The sequence below is a fragment of the Marinimicrobium sp. UBA4209 genome, from assembly GCF_002381585.1.
In the GTDB taxonomy this organism is placed as follows: Bacteria; Pseudomonadota; Gammaproteobacteria; order Pseudomonadales; family Cellvibrionaceae; genus Marinimicrobium; species Marinimicrobium koreense.
In genome coordinates, this window is sequence record NZ_DFTP01000117.1 from 40,862 (window position 1) to 60,355 (window position 19,494).

The 19,494-nt window shown below is 57.5% G+C and carries 17 protein-coding genes and 1 pseudogene; 9 read left to right on the top strand and 9 right to left on the bottom strand.

The window, feature by feature from the left end; genetic code table 11:
• The first annotated feature begins 532 nt into the window (after nt 1-532).
• Together B3187_RS17305 and B3187_RS17310 are read left to right on the top strand one after the other, a co-directional pair.
• Nucleotides 533-1,540, top strand: coding sequence for a histone deacetylase family protein (locus tag B3187_RS17305; RefSeq protein ID WP_024461515.1), 1,008 nt, complete (start codon nt 533-535; stop codon nt 1,538-1,540).
• Nucleotides 1,541-1,557: 17 nt separating this feature from the next.
• A complete protein-coding gene (locus tag B3187_RS17310; RefSeq protein ID WP_024461514.1) occupies nt 1,558-2,067 on the top strand; it encodes an MOSC domain-containing protein in 510 nt (169 codons plus the stop codon).
• A 35-nt stretch (nt 2,068-2,102) separates the two neighbouring features.
• Here the strand turns inward: B3187_RS17310 and B3187_RS17315 are convergent.
• From B3187_RS17315 to B3187_RS17355, 9 genes and pseudogenes are all read right to left on the bottom strand, one after another.
• Nucleotides 2,103-2,324, bottom strand: a pseudogene (locus B3187_RS17315) (type II toxin-antitoxin system RelE family toxin); the annotation flags it as partial.
• A gap of 52 nt (nt 2,325-2,376) precedes the next feature.
• Nucleotides 2,377-2,628: a type II toxin-antitoxin system Phd/YefM family antitoxin gene (locus B3187_RS17320; protein ID WP_286807751.1), complete on the bottom strand. Its 252-nt coding sequence runs from the start codon at nt 2,626-2,628 to the stop codon at nt 2,377-2,379.
• Nucleotides 2,629-2,788: 160 nt separating this feature from the next.
• The gene (locus B3187_RS17325; RefSeq protein ID WP_286807738.1) at nt 2,789-3,433 is read right to left on the bottom strand and encodes a hypothetical protein; all 645 of its coding nucleotides are present in this window, start codon (nt 3,431-3,433) and stop codon (nt 2,789-2,791) included.
• A 374-nt stretch (nt 3,434-3,807) separates the two neighbouring features.
• Entirely contained in the window at nt 3,808-4,197 is a 390-nt protein-coding gene (locus B3187_RS17330; RefSeq protein WP_286807739.1) for a hypothetical protein, read from the bottom strand.
• 495 nt (nt 4,198-4,692) lie between these two features.
• Complete coding sequence (locus tag B3187_RS17335) at nt 4,693-5,091, bottom strand: hypothetical protein (RefSeq protein ID WP_286807741.1); 399 nt, start codon at nt 5,089-5,091, stop codon at nt 4,693-4,695.
• Nucleotides 5,092-5,320: 229 nt separating this feature from the next.
• Complete coding sequence (locus B3187_RS17340) at nt 5,321-6,151, bottom strand: class I SAM-dependent methyltransferase (protein WP_286807742.1); 831 nt, start codon at nt 6,149-6,151, stop codon at nt 5,321-5,323.
• A gap of 256 nt (nt 6,152-6,407) precedes the next feature.
• Nucleotides 6,408-7,988 (bottom strand): ABC-F family ATPase, encoded by a 1,581-nt coding sequence (locus tag B3187_RS17345; protein ID WP_123638525.1) that lies wholly within the window; start codon nt 7,986-7,988, stop codon nt 6,408-6,410.
• Between the two features lie 129 nt (nt 7,989-8,117).
• Nucleotides 8,118-10,253 carry a phosphate acetyltransferase gene (gene pta / locus B3187_RS17350; protein WP_286807743.1) on the bottom strand — a complete coding sequence of 712 codons (2,136 nt, stop codon included), beginning with the start codon at nt 10,251-10,253 and terminating at the stop codon, nt 8,118-8,120.
• A 5-nt stretch (nt 10,254-10,258) separates the two neighbouring features.
• Nucleotides 10,259-11,452 carry an acetate/propionate family kinase gene (locus tag B3187_RS17355; protein WP_286807744.1) on the bottom strand — a complete coding sequence of 398 codons (1,194 nt, stop codon included), beginning with the start codon at nt 11,450-11,452 and terminating at the stop codon, nt 10,259-10,261.
• A 414-nt stretch (nt 11,453-11,866) separates the two neighbouring features.
• On the opposite strand from B3187_RS17355, the gene ahpC reads away from it, so the two are divergent.
• From ahpC to B3187_RS17390, 7 genes are all read left to right on the top strand, one after another.
• Nucleotides 11,867-12,433, top strand: coding sequence for an alkyl hydroperoxide reductase subunit C (gene ahpC / locus B3187_RS17360; protein WP_123638521.1), 567 nt, complete (start codon nt 11,867-11,869; stop codon nt 12,431-12,433).
• A gap of 96 nt (nt 12,434-12,529) precedes the next feature.
• Nucleotides 12,530-14,128: an alkyl hydroperoxide reductase subunit F gene (ahpF, locus tag B3187_RS17365; RefSeq protein ID WP_286807745.1), complete on the top strand. Its 1,599-nt coding sequence runs from the start codon at nt 12,530-12,532 to the stop codon at nt 14,126-14,128.
• A 190-nt stretch (nt 14,129-14,318) separates the two neighbouring features.
• On the top strand, nt 14,319-15,326 hold the full coding sequence (locus B3187_RS17370) for a zinc-dependent alcohol dehydrogenase family protein (RefSeq protein ID WP_286807746.1): 1,008 nt from the start codon (nt 14,319-14,321) through the stop codon (nt 15,324-15,326).
• Nucleotides 15,327-15,451: 125 nt separating this feature from the next.
• Nucleotides 15,452-16,690 (top strand): EAL and HDOD domain-containing protein, encoded by a 1,239-nt coding sequence (locus B3187_RS17375; RefSeq protein ID WP_286807747.1) that lies wholly within the window; start codon nt 15,452-15,454, stop codon nt 16,688-16,690.
• A gap of 94 nt (nt 16,691-16,784) precedes the next feature.
• A complete protein-coding gene (locus B3187_RS17380) occupies nt 16,785-17,138 on the top strand; it encodes a hypothetical protein (RefSeq protein ID WP_123638516.1) in 354 nt (117 codons plus the stop codon).
• 224 nt (nt 17,139-17,362) lie between these two features.
• The gene (locus tag B3187_RS17385) at nt 17,363-18,601 is read left to right on the top strand and encodes a TolC family protein (RefSeq protein ID WP_286807748.1); all 1,239 of its coding nucleotides are present in this window, start codon (nt 17,363-17,365) and stop codon (nt 18,599-18,601) included.
• On the top strand, nt 18,598-19,494 hold an 897-nt coding region (locus tag B3187_RS17390; protein WP_286807749.1), incomplete at its 3' end, for an efflux RND transporter periplasmic adaptor subunit. The genes B3187_RS17385 and B3187_RS17390, both read left to right, overlap by 4 nt.

Genomic DNA, 19,494 nt, shown 5'->3' on the forward strand with positions numbered 1-19,494 from the left:
GGAGGGCCAAGGGGGTGCGATCGTCAGGCGCACCTATCCTGTGGTCAGGAGAATTTGGGCGGGCGGAGCAGTTCCAGCGGCGCGCGCGTGGGTGCAGCGTCGGTGGCTGAAGAGAGGAAGTGATTCGGGGTTGAGATTGGCGGGACCGCTTGCACCGTCAGGGCCACAAAACCGGAGCAGGAGCCGGGCAACAGGCGCACTGGCTGTCGCAGTCGTGATCCGGGGTGGCTGCGAGGTGCGTAGAGTCATGCTCTGAATGACTGTGGATGGCACCACCATCGGCCATAGCCATCTCCATGGTGTCATGGCAGGGTTCGGGCGCCGTATCGGTCATCATCGGCGGATGCGAGGCACCCAGCGGCCCTGCCAGAAACAGCAGTAGCGCAAACAACCAATGACGGAAGGAGTGGCGATTCATGCCGTTAGTCTAGCGCACCTGGGTCCGTGGGCAAAGCCAGGGTGAACCCGGCCCGGTATGTGCTAGTCTCAACAGAGGCAATAACACCCACGATCACCGGAGACAGGAGAGACCATGAAAGCGTTTTTTCATCCGTCCCAGGATAAACACGCCCCGCAATCCTACCTGACCCGCGGCCAGATGCGCCCCCCTCAAGAGCTGCCGGAGCGCACCCCGGAGCTGGTCAAGGGCCTGGAGGCCCTGGGCGTCCGGCCGGAACAGGCCACCGATCACGGCATGGATGTGATCAATCGGGTGCACGACCTGGGCTACCTGCGCTTTCTTGAGTCAGCCCACCGGCGTTGGCCCGAGGACTGGGGCGGGGAAGTCATGTCCAACATCTTTGTCCGTTCACCGAACCCCATGCGCGGTATTCTGGCGGAATGCGCCCGCTATCAGGCCGACGGTAGCTGCCCCATCGGCCCCCACACCTGGGAGGCCGCCTACTGGTCCGCCCAGAGCGCCCTATCCGCCGCCGATGAGCTTCTCACCGGACAGCAGCGGGCCTACGCCCTGTGCCGCCCGCCCGGCCACCACGCCCGGCGCGACGCCGCCGGTGGCTTCTGTTATCTGAACAACGCCGCCATCGCCGCCGAAGCCCTGCTGGACCATTACGACAAAGTCGCCATTCTCGACCCGGACATGCACCACGGCCAGGGTATTCAGGAAATCTTCTACGATCGGGACGACGTGCTCTACATCTCCATCCATGGCGACCCCACCAACTTCTACCCGGTGGTGAGCGGCTATGAAGACGAGCGGGGCGCGGGCCCCGGCTATGGCTACAACATCAACATGCCGATGCCCCACGGCTCCCCCGAGTCCACCTTCTTCGAAAAACTGGCCGACGCCGCCGACGCCATCCGCCTGTACGAGCCGGACGTACTGATCGTCGCTCTGGGCTTCGATGTGTACCACGAAGACCCGCAGGCCAAAGTCTCGGTCAGCAGCGAAGGCTTCCGGCACATGGGCGAAGGCATCAACGCCATGAACCTGCCCACCCTGGTGATACAGGAAGGCGGCTACCACCTGGAGTCCCTGGCGACCAACGCCAAAAACTTCTTTAGTGGCCTGAACCCGTAACGCATCCCGGTGACAATATGACAGCCCAAACCCGCTTACTCGACAAGTTGTGCCAAAGCCTGCCAGAGGGGCGGCTCGAATGGATCGGCCTGCGCAGTAAGCGGCGAGGCGACATCCACGTGGTGGACAGCGCCCGGGCGGTAGAGGGGCTGGGCCTGGAAGGCGATCACCGCATGAGCAAAACCCCGGGCTCCTCTCGCCAGGTGACCCTGATAAGCCGCGAATTTATCGAGGCCATCGCTCGTCATACCGGCCACTCCGAGATCGACCCGGCGCTATTACGGCGCAACCTGGTGATCTCCGGAATGAACATGAACCTGCTGCGCCACCAGCGCCTACAGATTGGCGAAGCCGTACTGGAAACCACCGCCCTCTGTCACCCCTGTTCCCGAATGGACGAAGCCCTGGGCGCAGGGGGCGCTGCAGCGATGTTTGGCTATGGGGGACTCTGTGCCCGGATTATTCAAGGCGGCCGGATGACGGTGGGGGATGCGGTAGTGCGGTTGCCGCAACTCGCGGCGGATTAAAGCCACACCTTGTTAGGCGGTTTTATTGGTACAACTTACTTTCGTACTTTGAGCACGGAATAAACTTTACCTTTATCCCGTTTTCCTACAGCCAGAACGTACACAAGCAATTCATCGTCAACCACTTCGTAAGCCAGCCGATACCCAGCCGAACGAAGCTTGATCTTATAAGCCGACTCGTAACCGCTTAGTTTATCCGCTGGCACTCTTGGATTTTCCAGCCTGGTCGCCAGCTTTTTCTTAAACTGGCTTTTGACTGGAGCTCCAAACTTCTCCTACTATTTTAGCGCAACTGGTAGAAACTTGAGCTTATAGGTCGTCCAAAGACACTGATACTGCTTGATTCTTATCTCTTGGTCGCTCATCGAGAAGCTTAGCTAGCTCATAATCCTCAGTCATACTCGTCATAGCTTCGTAGGTCTCCGCAGGGATCAGGTATGCCACCGGCTGTCTATGGTTCAGGGCGACGATTGCTGAACCACTAGACTGAGAAAGCAGCGCGGACGGATTCTTCTTTAATTCTGATATGCTTACGGAAAAATAAGAAAAAGTATGACGAATAAATCACCAAAAGAAGACCAGTAATCAACACATGTTATTGGCCACACTTTGTCGTTTTCCTAACGCCTTACCTACATAACTTTGCGCACACGGGAGCGATTTTACGAGCGTCCCACCGCGGCCTGGGACAGTGCAGCTCTGCGCGTTGTTAAGCATATACTTATATGCTGGCAGCAGTATTGACGACCACACTAAACTCGATATCCCCTTTATCACCGTCAAACTCAGATAGTCGGTAGCTATTATCGGATAGCTCAACTACTTTTATCCAATTCCAACCCGCATTGGAAATGGTGATTTGGTGGTCGAACTTTTGTTTTCCTAACGTTAGCACTCCTCGAATATTCGCCGGGTTGGAAAAATAAACGAGAATTAGCGGTTCGTTGTCTATTGTACTAATAAATCCACCGCCACCTATGTGATCGCGGTACGGCGAAAATGCGTGAAAAGTGCCTAGCCTCAATAGCTTTGTATCGGCTGGAACAACATTTAAACCCGACTGCCTAATAGTCGCCGACTTCGCATCAATATCGCTGGGAAGGACGAGTTCAAAGGTATGGCTATTTCTGACTTCAGCAACATACAATATATCATCTGTGGGGTTTCCAAAGATTGCTCCAGGAATCGACGGGAAAATCAGCGCTAATTCCGATTCAGGTTTGTAGGCCTCGAGGCGTTTGAAACTGTAGGAGTAGAAGCCATACTTCATTTCACGGGAAAAGGAGAAAGACTCAGCCGGACTATCGACCGTGGCACAAGACTGCAGGAACGCTAAAACCAAAGTGAATACTAGACGGTATTTCATAATGTTTCCTATAGTCGCATAACGCCTTGCATGAAGGCCACATTTGAAGTGTTGGAGCTGAACCACTTGCGGTGGTGTAATGGTAAGCATTTTTATTGCTTTGCATTATCAGCTGTTCCGATTGGATTCTTACCCTGTACTACTATTCGAAAGAACGCATATATTGCCGCTGCAGCCAGAGCGTGCGTGATATCGAAAGTATAAGGGTCGCCCAGCCAAATGCTGTACACCTCAATGGCTAGTATTGCCCAAAAGGGCAAAGTAACTATAAAGACTAGCAGCCTGATATTACCTTATACCCGATCTGCATTTTCCATGTTTCAGACCTCCTTACCTGGGCAGCCAATATCAATATGCCCCGCTGTCTTGGATTGTTAAGTTGGGAAAATTACGACCAAAGCAACGCCAAACATCATGTACATTCCTACAATAAACAATAGTAATGCTAAAAGCCCTACCGTCCAGCCGAAGGAGTTGGTAATTCCGTTTATGCGATTGTACTGCTCTGGGCGAAGGGTGCACCGCATATACGATTGTGCAATCAGGCTTACCTTCAATAGTATGAAACCAACTATAGAGCCGAATAGTATTTGCCATGAAAGACTTATACAAGTCTTTAATTCAGGTCCGATCTCCTGGGAAAACCTAAGCAGTGATGATACCGACAATGTTAGTGCACCACCTGCAATCAAGAACACCGCATTCGCTAGAGAGTCTACTCTGCCTCTAATCTCTTTCCATTCATCGTGATCCAGTTCTACCATACTTTTCCTCTTGGCGCCCGGCTTCATTTGCGCCGCATTGCGGCGTCAAATGGAAACGTTTTTTATGCATCATTTTCTGATTTGTAGTGTACTTTGCAAGAATGATATATCGATTTATCAATGACTTTTCCATCGGATTTTCTGAACTCCATAGTGGCAGAGGTGTTGAACAGTAAGTCACCAGGGCTAGTAATATGGAGCTCAAAACGTGACTTCGAAGGATCTGGTAGGAGTTCAGCACAAACAACGCAATCTTTTCCGTATATTATATTTGACCACGTCTGAGCCTTCTTTAGCGCTTTCTCCAGAACGACTTGGTCATACTTGTAGGAGTTTTCTTCGCCACGCAACGACACAGGAGAATTAGCTTCGATTCCTGCACACCCTGTAGCTACAATCGCTAGAAGACCTACGAATACTTGGCATATTTTCATCGCATAGCGGTGGGAGCCTGCAAGTGCTCGGCAGCCGGAGACTGTGTGGTGCTGTGCTTCGTTATGCACTTTCGATCTTATCGCCCAGTTGCTTTGTAAAGTCCCAATGATCTCCTGTGTCGAAAGCAACAACCCAGGCGGCTTCAACAGTGTAAGGAAGATTACCATTGCTTATTGGCGAAAACGTAACGTTTATCTTCATAAGCTTAACAGATATGTCGCCAGCTATAGAGCCTCTCGAATACTTTATTGAGCCGCCTTGATCTTTTTTCTTCTCAAATCCCAAGGACGACATTACCTCTTCCACACGATAAACGGATTTAGGCTTTGGCACTTCGTTCTTGTATTTTGGGAAAAGTGCAAGTATCGGTTTTTTTTGTCCAAGATTCCGGTGAGGCAGCACCTTATATAGAATAGTTGTGGCTGCCAGGACAGCCACTACAGTTATAACTATTTCCATAATCTCAGACTCCAAATTTTTGCATAGCGCCGCGTAGACCGGTGCAAGCTTGCGAGCATCCGGCGGCCGACAGGCCGCGTAGCGATTCGCCTGCGCGTCAAGGATATTGATGAGACAGCGGTTCAGAAGACAATGCGGTGCGCAGCCCGTTTTCCCGGCTTGGGGCGTAGGCATAAAGCCGGGTGGCGGAACCCTATGGGTGCCCTGCGGGGTTACAAGCTCCGACCTTTTAATTGCTTGGCTTTTTGAACTTCAGCACCATCCGGTTGGCTTCGCCGATGGACAGATACTTTCCTTTGTCTTTTGCATCTCCCATCAAGGAGGGAGGTAAGGACCAGATTCCTTGCGGATGATCGGCAGTATCCTTCGGGTTTAGCAGCAGGTCGTTTTTGCCTTCAAAGCTGAATCCGGCTTCTTCAGCCAACGTTAACCATAGTTGTTCGGGGACATAACCTGATTTCCCCCAATCCGCATCCTGCAAGTCATCCGGTAGGCGTGGCGCCACAACTCCCAATACTCCGCCGGGTTTGAGCGCCTGATAAAAGTTGGCCAAGGCGTGATTCATTGATTTCTCGCCTTCAAATACATAAAGCTGGTTGCGAACAGAGAGCACCACATCAGCGCTCGCTGGCGGCGCAATAGCGATATCGGCCAGTGGGGCAAACTCGGTGAGTATCACATTGTCGTAAACCGGGTGCGATTCAAGTTTTTCCTGGTATTCACTCCGGGCTTTCTGCATATATTCGGCGTCCAGAAGACTGAACTTGTCAGAGAAGTGGGCAGCGTAAAGTTTTCCTTCTTTTGCCAATAATGGCGCCAGGATCTCGGTATACCAGCCAGAGCCCGGCCACACTTCAACGACGGTACTTTGCGGCGTAACTTCAAAGAACGTCAGTACCTGTTCGGGCTTGCGCGCTGAATCTCGTGCTTTGTTCTCTTCCGTACGAACCTCATGTTGCAAAGCTTGGGTGATATTGTCAGTGTCGGCAAAGCTGGTGTGGCTTGCTAGAAGAAACAGGCTTACGCAAAGTAGTTTGATGCAGGGTAGCTTGATCAGCATGGCCAGATCCTTTTGTGGTGTATATTCATTATTGAGAGTGAATGAAAATGCACTTTCACCCGTTTTTTATTGCCTGATGCCCTCAGGTAGGGTGTGTCTGTATTCAACCGGAAGACTGCCGTCTTGGGCAACGTTATATCATGCTTCAGACGGCGAGTTACGTCCTGTTTATACTGTATCGCTATAAGGCGCGAGGATAATATTCTGGAGTGCTCTTTTTGATGGATGTGGTGGCACCGCATGGGTGCCCGCCAAACTATAACCCCTGACTGCGCAGATACTCTTCATAGGAGCCGTGGAAGTCCACCAGTCCATCCGGCTTCATATCGATAATCCGGGTAGCCAGTGAAGACACAAACTCCCGATCATGGCTGACAAAAATCAGCGTTCCGGGATAATTCTCCAACGCCAGGTTCAGGGCCTCGATGGATTCCATATCAAGGTGGTTGGTGGGTTCGTCCATCAGCATGACGTTGGGGTTGAGCAGGGTCAGTTTGCCGAACAGCATCCGACCCTGTTCACCACCGGAAATCACCTTTACCGATTTTTTCACGTCGTCGTTGGAAAACAGCATGCGCCCCAGTGCGCCGCGTACCACCTGTTCATCACCGGTGGTCCACTGCTGCATCCATTCAAACAGTGTTGCCTCGTAGGCAAAATCATCGGAGTGGTCCTGTGCCACATAGCCGACGTCGGCCTGCTCGGCCCACTTGATGGTGCCCGAGTCGGCGGATACGTCTCCGTACAGGCAGCGCAGCAAGGTGGTTTTACCCGCGCCGTTGGGGCCGATGATCGCGACTTTTTCACCCGCTTCAATGCTCAGGCTCAGATCTTCGAACAGTGTCTTGTCAAACGCCTTGTTGGCTTTTTCCATGACCACCGCCAGACGGTGCAGCTTCTTGTCCTGGGAAAAGCGGATAAACGGGCTGACCCGGCTCGAGGGCGGAATGTCTTCCAGCTTGATCTTCTCCAGCTGTTTGGCCCGCGAGGTGGCCTGCTTGGCTTTCGAGGCGTTGGCAGAAAACCGGCTGACAAAGGACTGCAGATCGGCGATCTGGGTTTTCTTCTTGGCGTTTTCGTTGTGTAGCCGTTCGCGGGCGGCAGTGGAGGCGATCATGTAGTCGTCGTAGTTGCCCGGATAAATGCGCAGCTCGCCGAAATCCAGGTCCGCCATATGGGTGCAGACACTGTTCAGGAAATGCCGGTCGTGCGAAATGATGATGATGGTGCTGTTGCGTTGGGTCAGAATGCCTTCCAGCCAGCGGATGGTGTTGATGTCCAGGTTGTTGGTAGGTTCATCCAGCAGCAACACGTCGGGATCGGAGAACAGTGCCTGGGCGAGCAGCACCCGCAGCTTCCAGCCGGGAGCAATGGCGCTCATGGGGCCGGTGTGTTGTTCTTCCGGAATCTCCAGGCCCAGCAGCAGCTCGCCGGCGCGGGCTTCGGCGGTGTAGCCGTCCAGCTCGGCGAACTGTACTTCCAGTTCCGCCACCTTCATGCCGTCGTCTTCGCTCATTTCCGGCAGGCTGTAAATGCGATCGCGCTCGGCCTTTACCTTCCACAGTTCGGTGTGGCCCATGATCACGGTATCCAGCACCGTGTATTCCTCAAAGGCGAACTGGTCCTGGCGCAGCATGCCCATGCGCACATTCGGCTCGAGCATCACCTGGCCGCCGGAGGGCTCCAGGTCGCGGCCCAGAATTTTCATGAAGGTGGATTTGCCGCAGCCGTTGGCGCCGATCAGGCCGTAGCGGTTGCCGTTGTTGAATTTGACCGAGACGTTCTCGAACAGGGGCTTGGCCCCGAACTGCATCGTAATATTGGCGGTAGAGATCACAAAGGGGTCCAACTGGGAGGTGTGGGCGCCGCAAGCGCGGTAGGGGAGGGCGCAAAAGGAGCGCAGTCTACCGGATACGGGCGCCCAGCCCAAGCGGATTTGCCGGGGCGGGACGCCAGGCTGGCGGAATCAGGCGCTGGCCTGAATGGCGGTCAGGGCGATGGTGTACACAATGTCGTCCACCGAGGCGCCCCGGGACAGGTCGTTCACCGGTTTGCGCAGGCCCTGGAGCATGGGGCCGATACTCACCAGGTTGGCGCTGCGTTGTACCGCCTTGTAGGTGGTGTTGCCGGTGTTGAGGTCGGGAAAAATGAACACGTTGGCCTTGCCCGCCACCGGGCTGTCCGGGGCTTTGCTTTTGGCCACCGAGGGGACGCTGGCGGCGTCGTACTGCAGAGGGCCGTCGATCACCAGGTCCGGGCGTTTTTCCTGAGCGAGGCGGGTGGCCTCGCGCACTTTTTCCACGTCGCTGCCGGAGCCGGATTTGCCGGTGGAATAACTGATCATGGCGATGCGCGGCTCAATACCGAAGGCGATGGCTGAATCACCGGACTGGATGGCGATATCGGCCAGCTCTTCGGCGTTGGGGTCCGGGTTGACGGCGCAGTCGCCGTAAATGACCGGCTGATCCGGCAACAGCATGAAAAAGATGGAGGACACCAGCGCCGCGTCGGGTTTGGTTTTGATCAACTGCAACGCGGGGCGGATGGTGTTCGCCGTGGTGTGCACCGCACCGGAGACCAGGCCGTCGACATCGCCCTGGGCGAGCATCATGGTGGCCAGCACCACGGTATCTTCCAGCATGGCCTCGGCCATGGGCTCGGTCAGCCCCTTGTGTTTGCGCAGGGTCACCATGGGTGCCACGTAATGGCGGTACACGGTTTCGGGGTCGATGATCTCGATATCCTCGGGCAGCACCACGTTGTAGCTGGCCGCCACGCGGTGCACATCATCCGTTTTGCCGAGCAGTACGCAGCGGGCGATGCCTTTCTGATGACAGAGGGCGGCGGCCTGAACCGTGCGCGGCTCGTCGCCCTCCGGGAGCACAATGCGCTTGGGGTTGGCGCGGGCACGCTGCACCAGTTGATAGCGGAAGGCCGGAGGGGACAGTCGCTTTTCCAGCCGGACATGGGTCCGCTCAATCAGCCAGCGGGCATCCAGGTCGGCGGCGGTGCTGTCCATCACATTGTTTATGCGTTCGATATCGTCCGGCGGTACTTCGGTGTTCATGCTGTTCAGTTGTTGCGCCACCTTGAAGGTGTTGCCGCCCACCAGCAGTACTGGCAGGCCGGATTTCAGGGCGGCCTGACACAGCGCCATGACGTTCGGGTCGGGATGCAGGCTGCCGGTAAGCAGAATGCCCGCCAGTGGCACCCCGTTCAGGGCGGCCATGCAGCTGGCCACCAGAATGTCTTCCCGGTCCCCCGGAATCACCACCAGGGTGCCGGCCTTGAGGGTCTGCAGCATGTTTTTCATGGTGCGCGCGCAGACGGTGATGTTCTGCACCCGGCGCTCGAGCAGTTGCCCTTCGTTGATGATTTCGGCATTGAGGTAATCACACACATCCCGGGTGCGGGGTGCCACCAGGTGGGGTTGCCAGCGAATCGCGCCCAGGCAGCGGAAGTGCTGCTGGGAGAACACCGGAAGCGAGGCGATGATGCGCTCCAGTCCGATGTTCTCCGGCTCTTCGCTGGTAGGCTCCTCGGTGGCCACCACCTGTTGGTACTCCAGGTCCGGCGCACCCACCTTGTTCAGGACGCAGCCGAGTAACCGGGGATTGTTGAAGCCGCCGAACAGGCTGGCCGCCATTTTGATGCGCTCGTTCAGCTGTGCCGTGCTGTCGGCGTTTTTGGCGGCCACCAGGATGATATCGGCATCCAGCGCCTTGGCCATGTCCTGGTTCAGTCGATCGATGTAGTTGTTGTCCGCCAGCGGCACCAGCCCCTCCACAATCACCACTTCGGCATCGCCCGCGGATTGCTGGTACACCTGAATGACGTCTTCCATAAACGCATCGGCATCGCCCTGGGCGAGCTTCTGTTGGGCATCGCTCAGGCGCAGCGGCTCGGCTGGCTTGAGGCCCAGTGTGGCCTGGGCCATATGGGTGGAGCGCTCGGGCCCGCGATCGTTACCGGAGCGCTGGGCAATGGGCTTGCAGAACGCGACTTTGACGCCGAGCTGATCCAGTGCCCGAACCAGACCCAGGGAGACGGAGGTCAGGCCGGTACCGACGCCAGTGGCGGTAATGAAAAAGGTGTGTTGCACAGCGGTTACCCCACGCCTGATGACAGATGAGTGAGTTGAAAAGCATCGTTGGCGATCATCCACTCTTCGCGGGTGGGAATGACCACCGCGGTGGTGGTGCCTGGGGCGTTGATGCGGCCCCGGTCGTCGCCGTGCTGCCTGTTAAGGGCAGTATCACATTCAAAGCCGAACAGGGGCAGGCGTTTCAGTACCTGCTCGCGCACCGGGGCGGCGTTCTCGCCAATACCCCCGGTAAAGACCAGCGCATCCAATCTTGGCAGGCTCGCGGCGAGCGCACCGATCTGCCGCGCCAACCGGAAACAGAACACCTCAATGGCCCGCTGGGCATCGCCGTTGCCGGACTGGGCCGCTTCTGTGAGAGTGCGCATATCGTTGGACAGGGCCGACAGGCCCAGCAGCCCGCTTTCCCGGTTGAGCATGGCGGTGATCTCCGCCAGCGTCAGCCCCAGCTTCTCGGCCAGAAATTCGTGCAGGCCCGGGTCCACATCCCCGCTACGGGTGCCCATCACCAGCCCTTCGAGCGGGGTCATGCCCATGGTGGTGTCTACCGACCGACCATTGTGGATGGCGGCGGCGCTGCAGCCATTGCCCAGGTGGGCGGTAATCAGGCCGTGATCCTGCGGGTCGAGTTCCAGGCGGTGAACCGCTTCGCCCGCTACGTATTGATGGCTGGTGCCGTGAAAGCCGTAGCGGCGCACGCGCTGCTCCCGGTACAGGCGAATGGGGATGGCGTAGAGATAGGCTTCGGGCGCAAGGCTCTGGTGAAAGGCGGTATCGAACACCGCCACCTGGGGAACCGCCGGGTAGAGACGCTGCATGGCCCGGATACCCAGCAGGTTGGCCGGGTTGTGCAGCGGCGCCAGGCTGGCGCAACCCTCGATACCCTCAATGACCGCCTCATCAATGACCACCGAGCCGGAAAACACTTCGCCGCCGTGCACCACCCGGTGACCGATGGCGGCCGGGGTGCCGACGTCATCCAGCAGCGAATGCACCTCGCGCAAGGCACCGTCATGGCCCTGGTCCGGAATCGCCCGGTGCTGTTTGGCGCCCTCGCCTTGCCAGCTCATCAGCGCCTCCGCTGTCCCCAACCGCTCGGCCAGACCGGCGAGGACTTCGCGGCCCGTGTGCATATCAAACACCGAGAATTTGAGCGATGAACTGCCTGAATTGATCACCAGAACGGGACTGCGAACCATGAACGACTCCGTGACTGTGGCTATTGCCACAGTGTAGCGGCTCCGTGGTTTGAAGGGGAGTCAGCCGATGGGGGTAGGGTGGTCGGATGTTTTTCGGAGTTGAAGGCTTGTTCGTGGTTGCCCAACGTGTGGTTACGGCGGATGCGGGCTTCGCCCTTATCCGCCCTACGCCAACTTCGGCAGGTTACATGGCCGCGCAGAATGCGGGTAGCACGGCAGGTCGCGTAGGGCGGATAAGCGCAGCGCATCCGCCGTAACCAGGGCGACACAAAGCCATATTTATTAACTATTAAACCCATATTGCCAATAGCTATCACACTCATTGATATATAGAACTTCTATTAAAAGATATTTTTTAATAGCATAAGCCTCGTATTAGGTTTTCCCTTAAATCCACTCAACGAGGAACTTTGCATGTCTCGCTATATTGAATCCGACCTGAAACCCTTCAGTGCCCATGCTTACCACAACGGTGAGTTCGTAAAAGTCACTGACGAAGATGCGAAGGGTAAGTGGGCCGTATTCTTCTTTTACCCCGCCGACTTCACTTTTGTATGCCCCACCGAGCTGGGCGACCTGGCGGACAACTACGCTGAATTCCAGAAGCTGGGTGTCGAGATCTACTCGGTGTCCACCGATACCCACTTCACCCACAAGGCGTGGCACGACTCCTCCGAAACCATCGGTAAGCTCCAGTTTCCGATGATTGCGGACCCGACCGGTCAGATCAGCCGCAACTTCAACGTGCTGATTGAAGAGGAAGGCATCGCCGATCGCGGTACCTTTGTGGTCGACCCTCAGGGCAAGATCCAGATCGTGGAGATCACGGCGGGTGGTATCGGCCGCGATGCGTCCGAGCTGCTGCGCAAGATCAAAGCCGCCCAGTACATCGCCGCTCACCCGGGCGAAGTCTGCCCCGCCAAGTGGAAAGAAGGTGAGGAGACACTGGCTCCGTCACTGGACCTGGTCGGCAAGATTTAATCCCGACCCGTTCATTGCTTAATCACGCCTTAGGCCCATCTTCGGATGGGCCCTTTTTTAACGAATCCGTTAGACCGAATTTTTAAGGACACACCGATGTTGGATGCAACGCTGAAACAGCAACTGGACACCTATTTGCAGAAGATCGTCAATCCGATCGAGATTCGTGTGTCCGGTAATGAAACCCCCAAGTCTTCCGAGCTGGAGAGTCTGGCGAGTGAAATCGCCGAGTTGTCCGCCAAAATTGAACAGAAACCCGGTAACGGCAAGCGCCGTCCGGCCATGGCGATTGCCCCCGCCGGTGAAGAACCCCGCGTCAGCTTCGCGGGTATTCCCATGGGGCACGAATTCAGTTCGCTGGTACTGGCGCTGCTTCAGGCGGGCGGTCATCCGTCCAAGGCCGACCCGGAGGTGTTGGAGCAGGTGCGTCAGTTGGAAGGCGAATTCCATTTTGAAACCTACATTTCCCTGTCCTGCCAGAACTGCCCGGATGTGGTTCAGGCCCTGAACCTGATGGCGACCCTGAATCCGAATATCACCCACGAGATGATCGACGGTGGTCTGTTTCAACAGGAAGTGGAAGAGCGCCAAGTGATGGCGGTGCCCGCCGTTTATCTGAACGGCGAACACTTTGGTCAGGGCCGCATGACCCTGGAAGAGATCGTCAATAAGCTGGACACCGGTGCGGCCGACCGGAAGGCCGCCGCGCTGAGTGAGCGAGATCCCTATGATGTATTGATTGTCGGTGGTGGCCCCGCCGGTGCCGCCGCGGCCGTATACGCCGCGCGCAAGGGCGTGCGCACCGCCCTGTTGGCCGAGCGTTTTGGTGGCCAAGTGATGGATACCATGGGCATTGAAAACTTTATCTCGGTGCCCTATACCGAGGGTCCGAAACTGTCCGCCGGGTTGGAGCAGCACGTCAAGGAATACGGCGTGGACATCATCACCGAACAGCGTGCGGCGAGCATCGCCCGGCACAAGATGATTGACCTGGAACTGGAAAGCGGCGCGACTCTGTCGAGCAAATCCGTGGTGCTGGCCACCGGTGCCCGTTGGCGCGAGCTGGGCGTGCCCGGCGAAGCCAAGTACCGCAACAAGGGCGTCGCTTACTGCCCGCACTGTGATGGCCCCTTCTTTAAAGGCAAGCATGTCGGGGTGATTGGCGGCGGTAACTCTGGTGTCGAGGCGGCGATTGATCTCGCAGGCATTGTCGAGCATGTGACCGTGTTCGAATATGCCGACACGCTCAAAGCGGATGACGTGTTGCAACGCAAGGCGCGATCCATGCCGAATGTCACCATCATTACCAGCGCCCAGACCACCGAGATCAACGGCGATGGCAACAAGGTCAACGGCATCACTTACACCGATCGCCTGACCGGCGCGAGCCAGACCATTGAGTTGGCCGGGGTGTTTGTCCAGATTGGCCTGGTGCCCAATACTGAATGGCTCAAGGGCAGCGACCTGGCGTTGAACCGCTTTGGTGAAATCGAGATCGACGCCCGCGGTGCGACTTCCATGCCCGGCGTGTTTGCCGCGGGGGATGCCACCACCGTGCCGTACAAGCAGATCGTGATTTCCATGGGTGCCGGTGCGACGGCGGCGTTGAGTGCCTTTGATCATCTGATTCGCAGTTCGGTGGAAGAGGAAGATGATGCGGCGGCAACGGCGAAAGCCGAAGTGGCTACGGCGTAGGTTCACTTACGGTAACGGCGGATGCGTGCTTCGCACTTATCCGCCCTACGGGTACCTCGGAGCCAGGCGTAGGGCGGATAAGGCCAAAGGCCGCATCCGCCGTCACCCAACGCCTGCACCATCCCCCAACCACACCCACCTCCCCATAAGCTACACTGGGATCATTCGTTTCACCTCGAAGGAGTGCCCCATGAAAACCATTGCGGTACGCAACCCCGCCACCCTCGAATCTCTGGAGCTTCAAAACCGCCCGGAGCCGGGTGAACCCGGTCCGGGGGAAATCCGCGTGCGTCTGCACGCCAGCTCCCTCAACTTTCATGACCTGAGCGTGGTCACCGGCATCATCCCCACCGAGGACAACCGTATCCCCATGTCCGACGGCGCGGGGGTGGTGGATGCCGTGGGGCCGGAGGTCACCGAGTTCCAACCGGGCGATCATGTGGTGTCCACCTTCTTCCCCCAATGGTTGTCGGGCCCACCCCGTATCGGTGATTTCTCCACTACCCCCGGTGACGGCATTGATGGCTATGCCCGGGAGTCGGTCGTGCGCCCGGTACACTATTTCACCCTGTCCCCGAAAGGCTATAGCCACGAAGAAGCGGCGACCCTGACCACCGCCGGCCTCACCGCCTGGCGGGCTCTGGTCGTCGATGGTGGCCTGAAAGCGGGCGCGACGGTGCTCACCCTGGGCACCGGTGGGGTATCGATCTTTGCGGTGCAGATGGCCAAGGCCATGGGGGCGCAGGTGATTGCCACGTCGTCCTCCGATGCCAAGCTGGAAAAGCTCAAAGCCCTCGGTGCCGATCATGTGATCAACTACCAGAACGATCCCGAGTGGGGCAAAACGGTGCGCAAGCTCACCGATGGTTACGGCGCCGACCACATCATCGAAGTGGGCGGCCCCGGCACCTTGCCGCAATCGATCAACGCGGTGGCAATTGGCGGACACATCGCATTGATCGGGGTGTTGACCGGCGTGGCGGGCGATATTCCGACCGCTCGCCTAATGGCAAAGCAGGCTCGAATTCAGGGGCTGATTGTCGGCAGTCGTGCGGATCAGCAAGCGATGGTGCGCGCACTGGAAGTGCTCAGCTTCAAGCCGGTGATTGACCGATCATTTGCTCTGGAAGATATCGCTGACGCCTTTCAGTATGAACAGTCGGGCCAACACTTTGGCAAGATCACCTTGACGATTTAGTCGCGTTGGGTGGTCCGGGGCACCTCGAGGGTGCCCCTGTTAAACTTACCGACACCGGGGCGACAGGGGTCTGTCTGGCACGTATACTCACATCGTCAAGACAACAATTACATTAGAGTTTCCCAATGGCGAATGGCCCCGACTTGCCGGCAGACGATTCCGACAGTGAACTGAATGTTCTTCTGGCAGCACAGCCCATATACGACCGAGAGAATGCAGTGGCCGGTGTGGAGCTGCTGTATCGAAACGACGAGGGCCAGACCGCCTTTGATGTCGGTGAGCGCAACGCGACCAACGAACTGTTGTTCAACTTCTGTACGGGCGTCAGCGATCAGATCAAGCGCTATCAGGCCCCGGCTTTTATTAACGTGTCCCGCAGCTTTTTGTGTTCCGGTGCGTTTCTGCCCATCGACCCGGGTCGGGTCGTGGTGGAGCTGGTAGAGAGGATCGACCCGGACGCGGAAGTGATCGAAGCGGTTCGGCGTTGGCACCAGCGCGGCTTCAGTTTTGCGCTGGACGATTTTGAGTTCAAACCCGAGTGGGAACCCCTGTTGCGCATGTCTTCCATCATCAAAGTGGATGTGGAGAAAACCCCCTTTCATCAGGCCCTCACCTACCGCAAACAGTTATCCCACTACCCGGTGCGCTGGCTGGCCGAGCGAATTGAAACACCCGAAGATCATCAACGTTTCTATGCCGCTGGTTTCGATCTGTTTCAGGGCTACTTCTTTGCCCGCCCGAAAATCATTCACGGAAAGAAACTCAGCCCCGCCGCATTGAATGTCGCCCGCCTGATCGGACTTCTGTACGCACTTGAACCCGATATTGATCGTATCACCCAGGTATTGTCCGAAGATCCGATGCTGTCGGTGAGTCTGATCCGGATCGTCAACAGCCCCCTTTACAAAACCCGCCAGGAAGTCAGCTCGCTCAAAGAGGTGGTCATGCGCATGGGCATCCTGGCGATCCGTCGTTGGGTATTGCTGATTTCTTCCCTGCAGGGTGGCTCGCCGGAAAAGGTGCGGTTGATTCTGGTGCGTGCCCAGGCCTGCGCCGCGCTGTCTGAATACTACCGGGGTAAACCGCTGGATTCCGGTCGGGCGTTCCTGGCCGGGCTGCTGTCCGGGGCGGATGTGATGCTGGGCGTTGATCTGCCGACGTTTCTGGATGCGCTGGATATTTCCAGTGATGTGAAAGCCGCCGCGTTGACCCGAGAAGGCGGTCTTGGAAAGGTGGTCGATGTCATAGAGCGGCTGGAGCGCCGCCTGGCGATGAAACAAGACCTGTCTACCGTCAACCGAACCCTGGTTCGGCTGTACGAACAGAGCGCACAGAACGTGCAGGCGCTGTTCAACCATGTCTGATCGGCACTTTGCCCGTCATTGAGTGGCGTGCAATGAGCTATTGACCGTGTGGAGTGCTTGTCGTCCTTGGTCGTTAGCAGGTAGACTCCATGCCATGAAGAGAAGCTCCCTGATCCTGTTTCTGATGTTGGTGGCTGTCGCGAACCTGGTGTTCGCTGCGGACTGGCATGAGTTGGTGATGGGAGATGCAACGGCATTGGAGCAGATCGCGGATGCGGATAGCGCCGTCGATGCCGATCACTCAGAACACTCTCACTCCGAGCATTCTCATCCTCCGGGTGGAAGCTGCGTTCACGCCCACAGCTGTCACGCCCACGCTCATCTGTTCTTTGTCGCCAATGGTGATTTTGGCTCCCTCCGACCGATCGGCCACCGCTGGCAGGCGGAGCACTTGCCCCTACCTCCGCAGTTCTTTATGGCACCCGATGTGCCACCTCCCATAGCCTGATTTGACACCTTAGTGATCAAGCGATGACTTGTCGGCCCGACGATTGGCCCGGCATGAGTCGGCCCGTGTCTATTTCTGAACCATCAGGCAGGTAACACATGTTTCTCTCTCTATTCACCCTTCCGTCAAGGCGGAGGGGGCTATTTGGGCTTATTGCGCTCCTGTGGGCCTCGACCGCTGTGCCCGCGGGAGCGGCGCCAAAGCCTCTGTCCTTGAATGAGGCCTTGGCTTATACCCTGGAGCGACACCCCGAGTTGGCGCAGTTTCCTTATCGTCGCCGAGCGGCAGAAGCCCGTGAACTTCAGGCGGGCTTGAGGCCCAACCCGGAGCTGGCCGTGGAGGTGGAAAATATTGGCGGCAGTGGCCGTTTTAGCGGTACCGGTTCGGCCGAAACCTCGCTGGTGCTGAGTCAACTGATCGAGCTGGGAGGTAAACGCGGCCAGCGGGAAGACGTTGCACGCTATCGCACTGACCTGGTTGATAGTGAGTACCGTCAGGTTCGCTGGCAGGTCCTGGCGGAAACGGTACGTCGCTATCTGAGTGTCGCGGAAGCCCAGGAAGACATCCAACTGGCCGAGCTCTCTTTGGCGTTGGCGCGGGAAAGCCGGGAAACCATCCAGCGGCGTGTCCAGGCAGGAACCACCAGCGATGCGTCTCTTCAGCGTTCGGCCATTGCGGTCACTCGGGCGGAGCTGGCCCTTGAGTCGGCCCAGCAGCAGTTGGCGTCGGCCCGAGTCGAGCTCGCCGCGCAGTGGGGCGAGACCGAACCGGATTTCGAGCGGGTTAGCGCCGCACTTTACGACCTGGTGGCGTTGCCGGAATTCAGCCGAGTACGCCGTCACCTGGAAGATTCTCCACAGCTGTCCCGCTATATCACCGAACGGCGACTGCGCGAAGCGGAATTGCAGTTGGCCCGGGCCCGTGGCCGGCAGGACCTTCGAGTTGGGGTCGGCGTCAGGCAGGTGCGGGAAACCGACGACCACGCCTTTACCCTGAGCCTGTCCATGCCGCTCGGCGTCAGCGATCGAAACCAGGGCGAAGTCCGGGCCCGTCAGGCCGAGTACGAGCAACTGGCACTGGAAGAGAAAGCAACTCGGGTGCAATTGATGGCCCGAATCCAGCGGTTGTACCAGGAGCTGGAAGTGTTCCGTAACACGGCGCTTCGCCTGCGAGGGGAGGCATTGCCTTCCGCGCGCGCCGCCCTTGAGAGCATTCGCCGTGGCTATCAGGAAGGGCTCTATACCTACCTGGAGTTGGTGGATGCCCGGCAAGAGCGCCTGGCGGTAGAGCGCGATGCGCTCAAGGCGGCCATCAACTTCCACCAGACGCTGGTGACTCTCGAACAACTGACTGGCACGGGGTTGACCGGGCAATGGAGTCTGACTCCCGACTCAATAGAAGGGGTCAGTGAACCCTACGAACCCGAAACCCGTTTTACTAAAGAACAAGCAGGTGAATCATGAAGCCGTTAGCATCCGTCTGGATTTTTATGATCAGTATCGCGCTGCCCTTGTCCGGGGTCAGCATCAATGCACAGGCTCAGCAAACCGAACACAACGATCACGAGCACGAACAAGCGCAGGAAGGAGAAACCCATAACGAAGAAAAGCACGGCGAGCACGAGGGCCACGGTGAGGAGGAAAACCACGGTGAGCGGGAATCTGATCACCAAGCCCATGGAGAAGGGGAAGAAGCCCATAATGAAGCGGGCGGAGGAGCCCACGAGGAGCATGGCGGGCATGAAGGCCACGAAGAGCAAGGAGCCTCGGTTGATCCCGAAACGCTCCGGGCGTTGGGTGGAGAAGTGAAAGTTGCAGGCCCCGGAAAAGTAAGTCAGACCGTGTCTCTGCCAGGAGAAGTTCGCCTGAACAAAGAAGCGGTGGCTCAGGTTAGCCCTCGTTACCCGGCCCAGATTGTTGATGTCAGTGCCCGGATTGGTGATTCCGTTTCGGCCGGCGATACCCTCGCGGTTGGCGAGAGCTCCCAGACCCTGCAGCGCTTTCCGCTCAAGTCCCTGATTCGCGGCACGGTCATTGATCGCTCCGCAACACTGGGCGAACAGATTCAACCCACCGACGCCGCGTTCGTTGTGGCGGACCTTTCCACGCTCTGGGTCGATATTGCGCTCTACCCACGGCAGATTGGGCGTGTGGAGACAGGTCAGCCGGTGCGCCTTAGCACGGCGTTCGGTCCCGAACCGGTCAACGCCCGAATCGATTATCTCGATCCCATGGTCAGCGAACAGCTACGCACCGGCCTGGCCCGGGTATATCTTGATAACACGTCCGGCCAATGGCGTCCCGGCATGTTTATTGAGGCTGAGGTGACGCTGGCCGAGACACAGGCCGAGGTGGTG

Bases quoted from the DNA above. Each gene is read 5' to 3' on its own strand.
- B3187_RS17305 (WP_024461515.1), top strand. From the start codon at position 533: ATGAAAGCGTTTTTTCATCCGTCCCAGGATAAACACGCCCCGCAATCC.
- B3187_RS17310 (WP_024461514.1), top strand. From the start codon at position 1,558: ATGACAGCCCAAACCCGCTTACTCGACAAGTTGTGCCAAAGCCTGCCA.
- B3187_RS17325 (WP_286807738.1), bottom strand. From the start codon at position 3,433: ATGAAATACCGTCTAGTATTCACTTTGGTTTTAGCGTTCCTGCAGTCT.
- B3187_RS17330 (WP_286807739.1), bottom strand. From the start codon at position 4,197: ATGGTAGAACTGGATCACGATGAATGGAAAGAGATTAGAGGCAGAGTA.
- B3187_RS17335 (WP_286807741.1), bottom strand. From the start codon at position 5,091: ATGGAAATAGTTATAACTGTAGTGGCTGTCCTGGCAGCCACAACTATT.
- B3187_RS17340 (WP_286807742.1), bottom strand. From the start codon at position 6,151: ATGCTGATCAAGCTACCCTGCATCAAACTACTTTGCGTAAGCCTGTTT.
- B3187_RS17355 (WP_286807744.1), bottom strand. From the start codon at position 11,452: ATGGTTCGCAGTCCCGTTCTGGTGATCAATTCAGGCAGTTCATCGCTC.
- ahpC (WP_123638521.1), top strand. From the start codon at position 11,867: ATGTCTCGCTATATTGAATCCGACCTGAAACCCTTCAGTGCCCATGCT.
- ahpF (WP_286807745.1), top strand. From the start codon at position 12,530: ATGTTGGATGCAACGCTGAAACAGCAACTGGACACCTATTTGCAGAAG.
- B3187_RS17370 (WP_286807746.1), top strand. From the start codon at position 14,319: ATGAAAACCATTGCGGTACGCAACCCCGCCACCCTCGAATCTCTGGAG.
- B3187_RS17375 (WP_286807747.1), top strand. From the start codon at position 15,452: ATGGCGAATGGCCCCGACTTGCCGGCAGACGATTCCGACAGTGAACTG.
- B3187_RS17380 (WP_123638516.1), top strand. From the start codon at position 16,785: ATGAAGAGAAGCTCCCTGATCCTGTTTCTGATGTTGGTGGCTGTCGCG.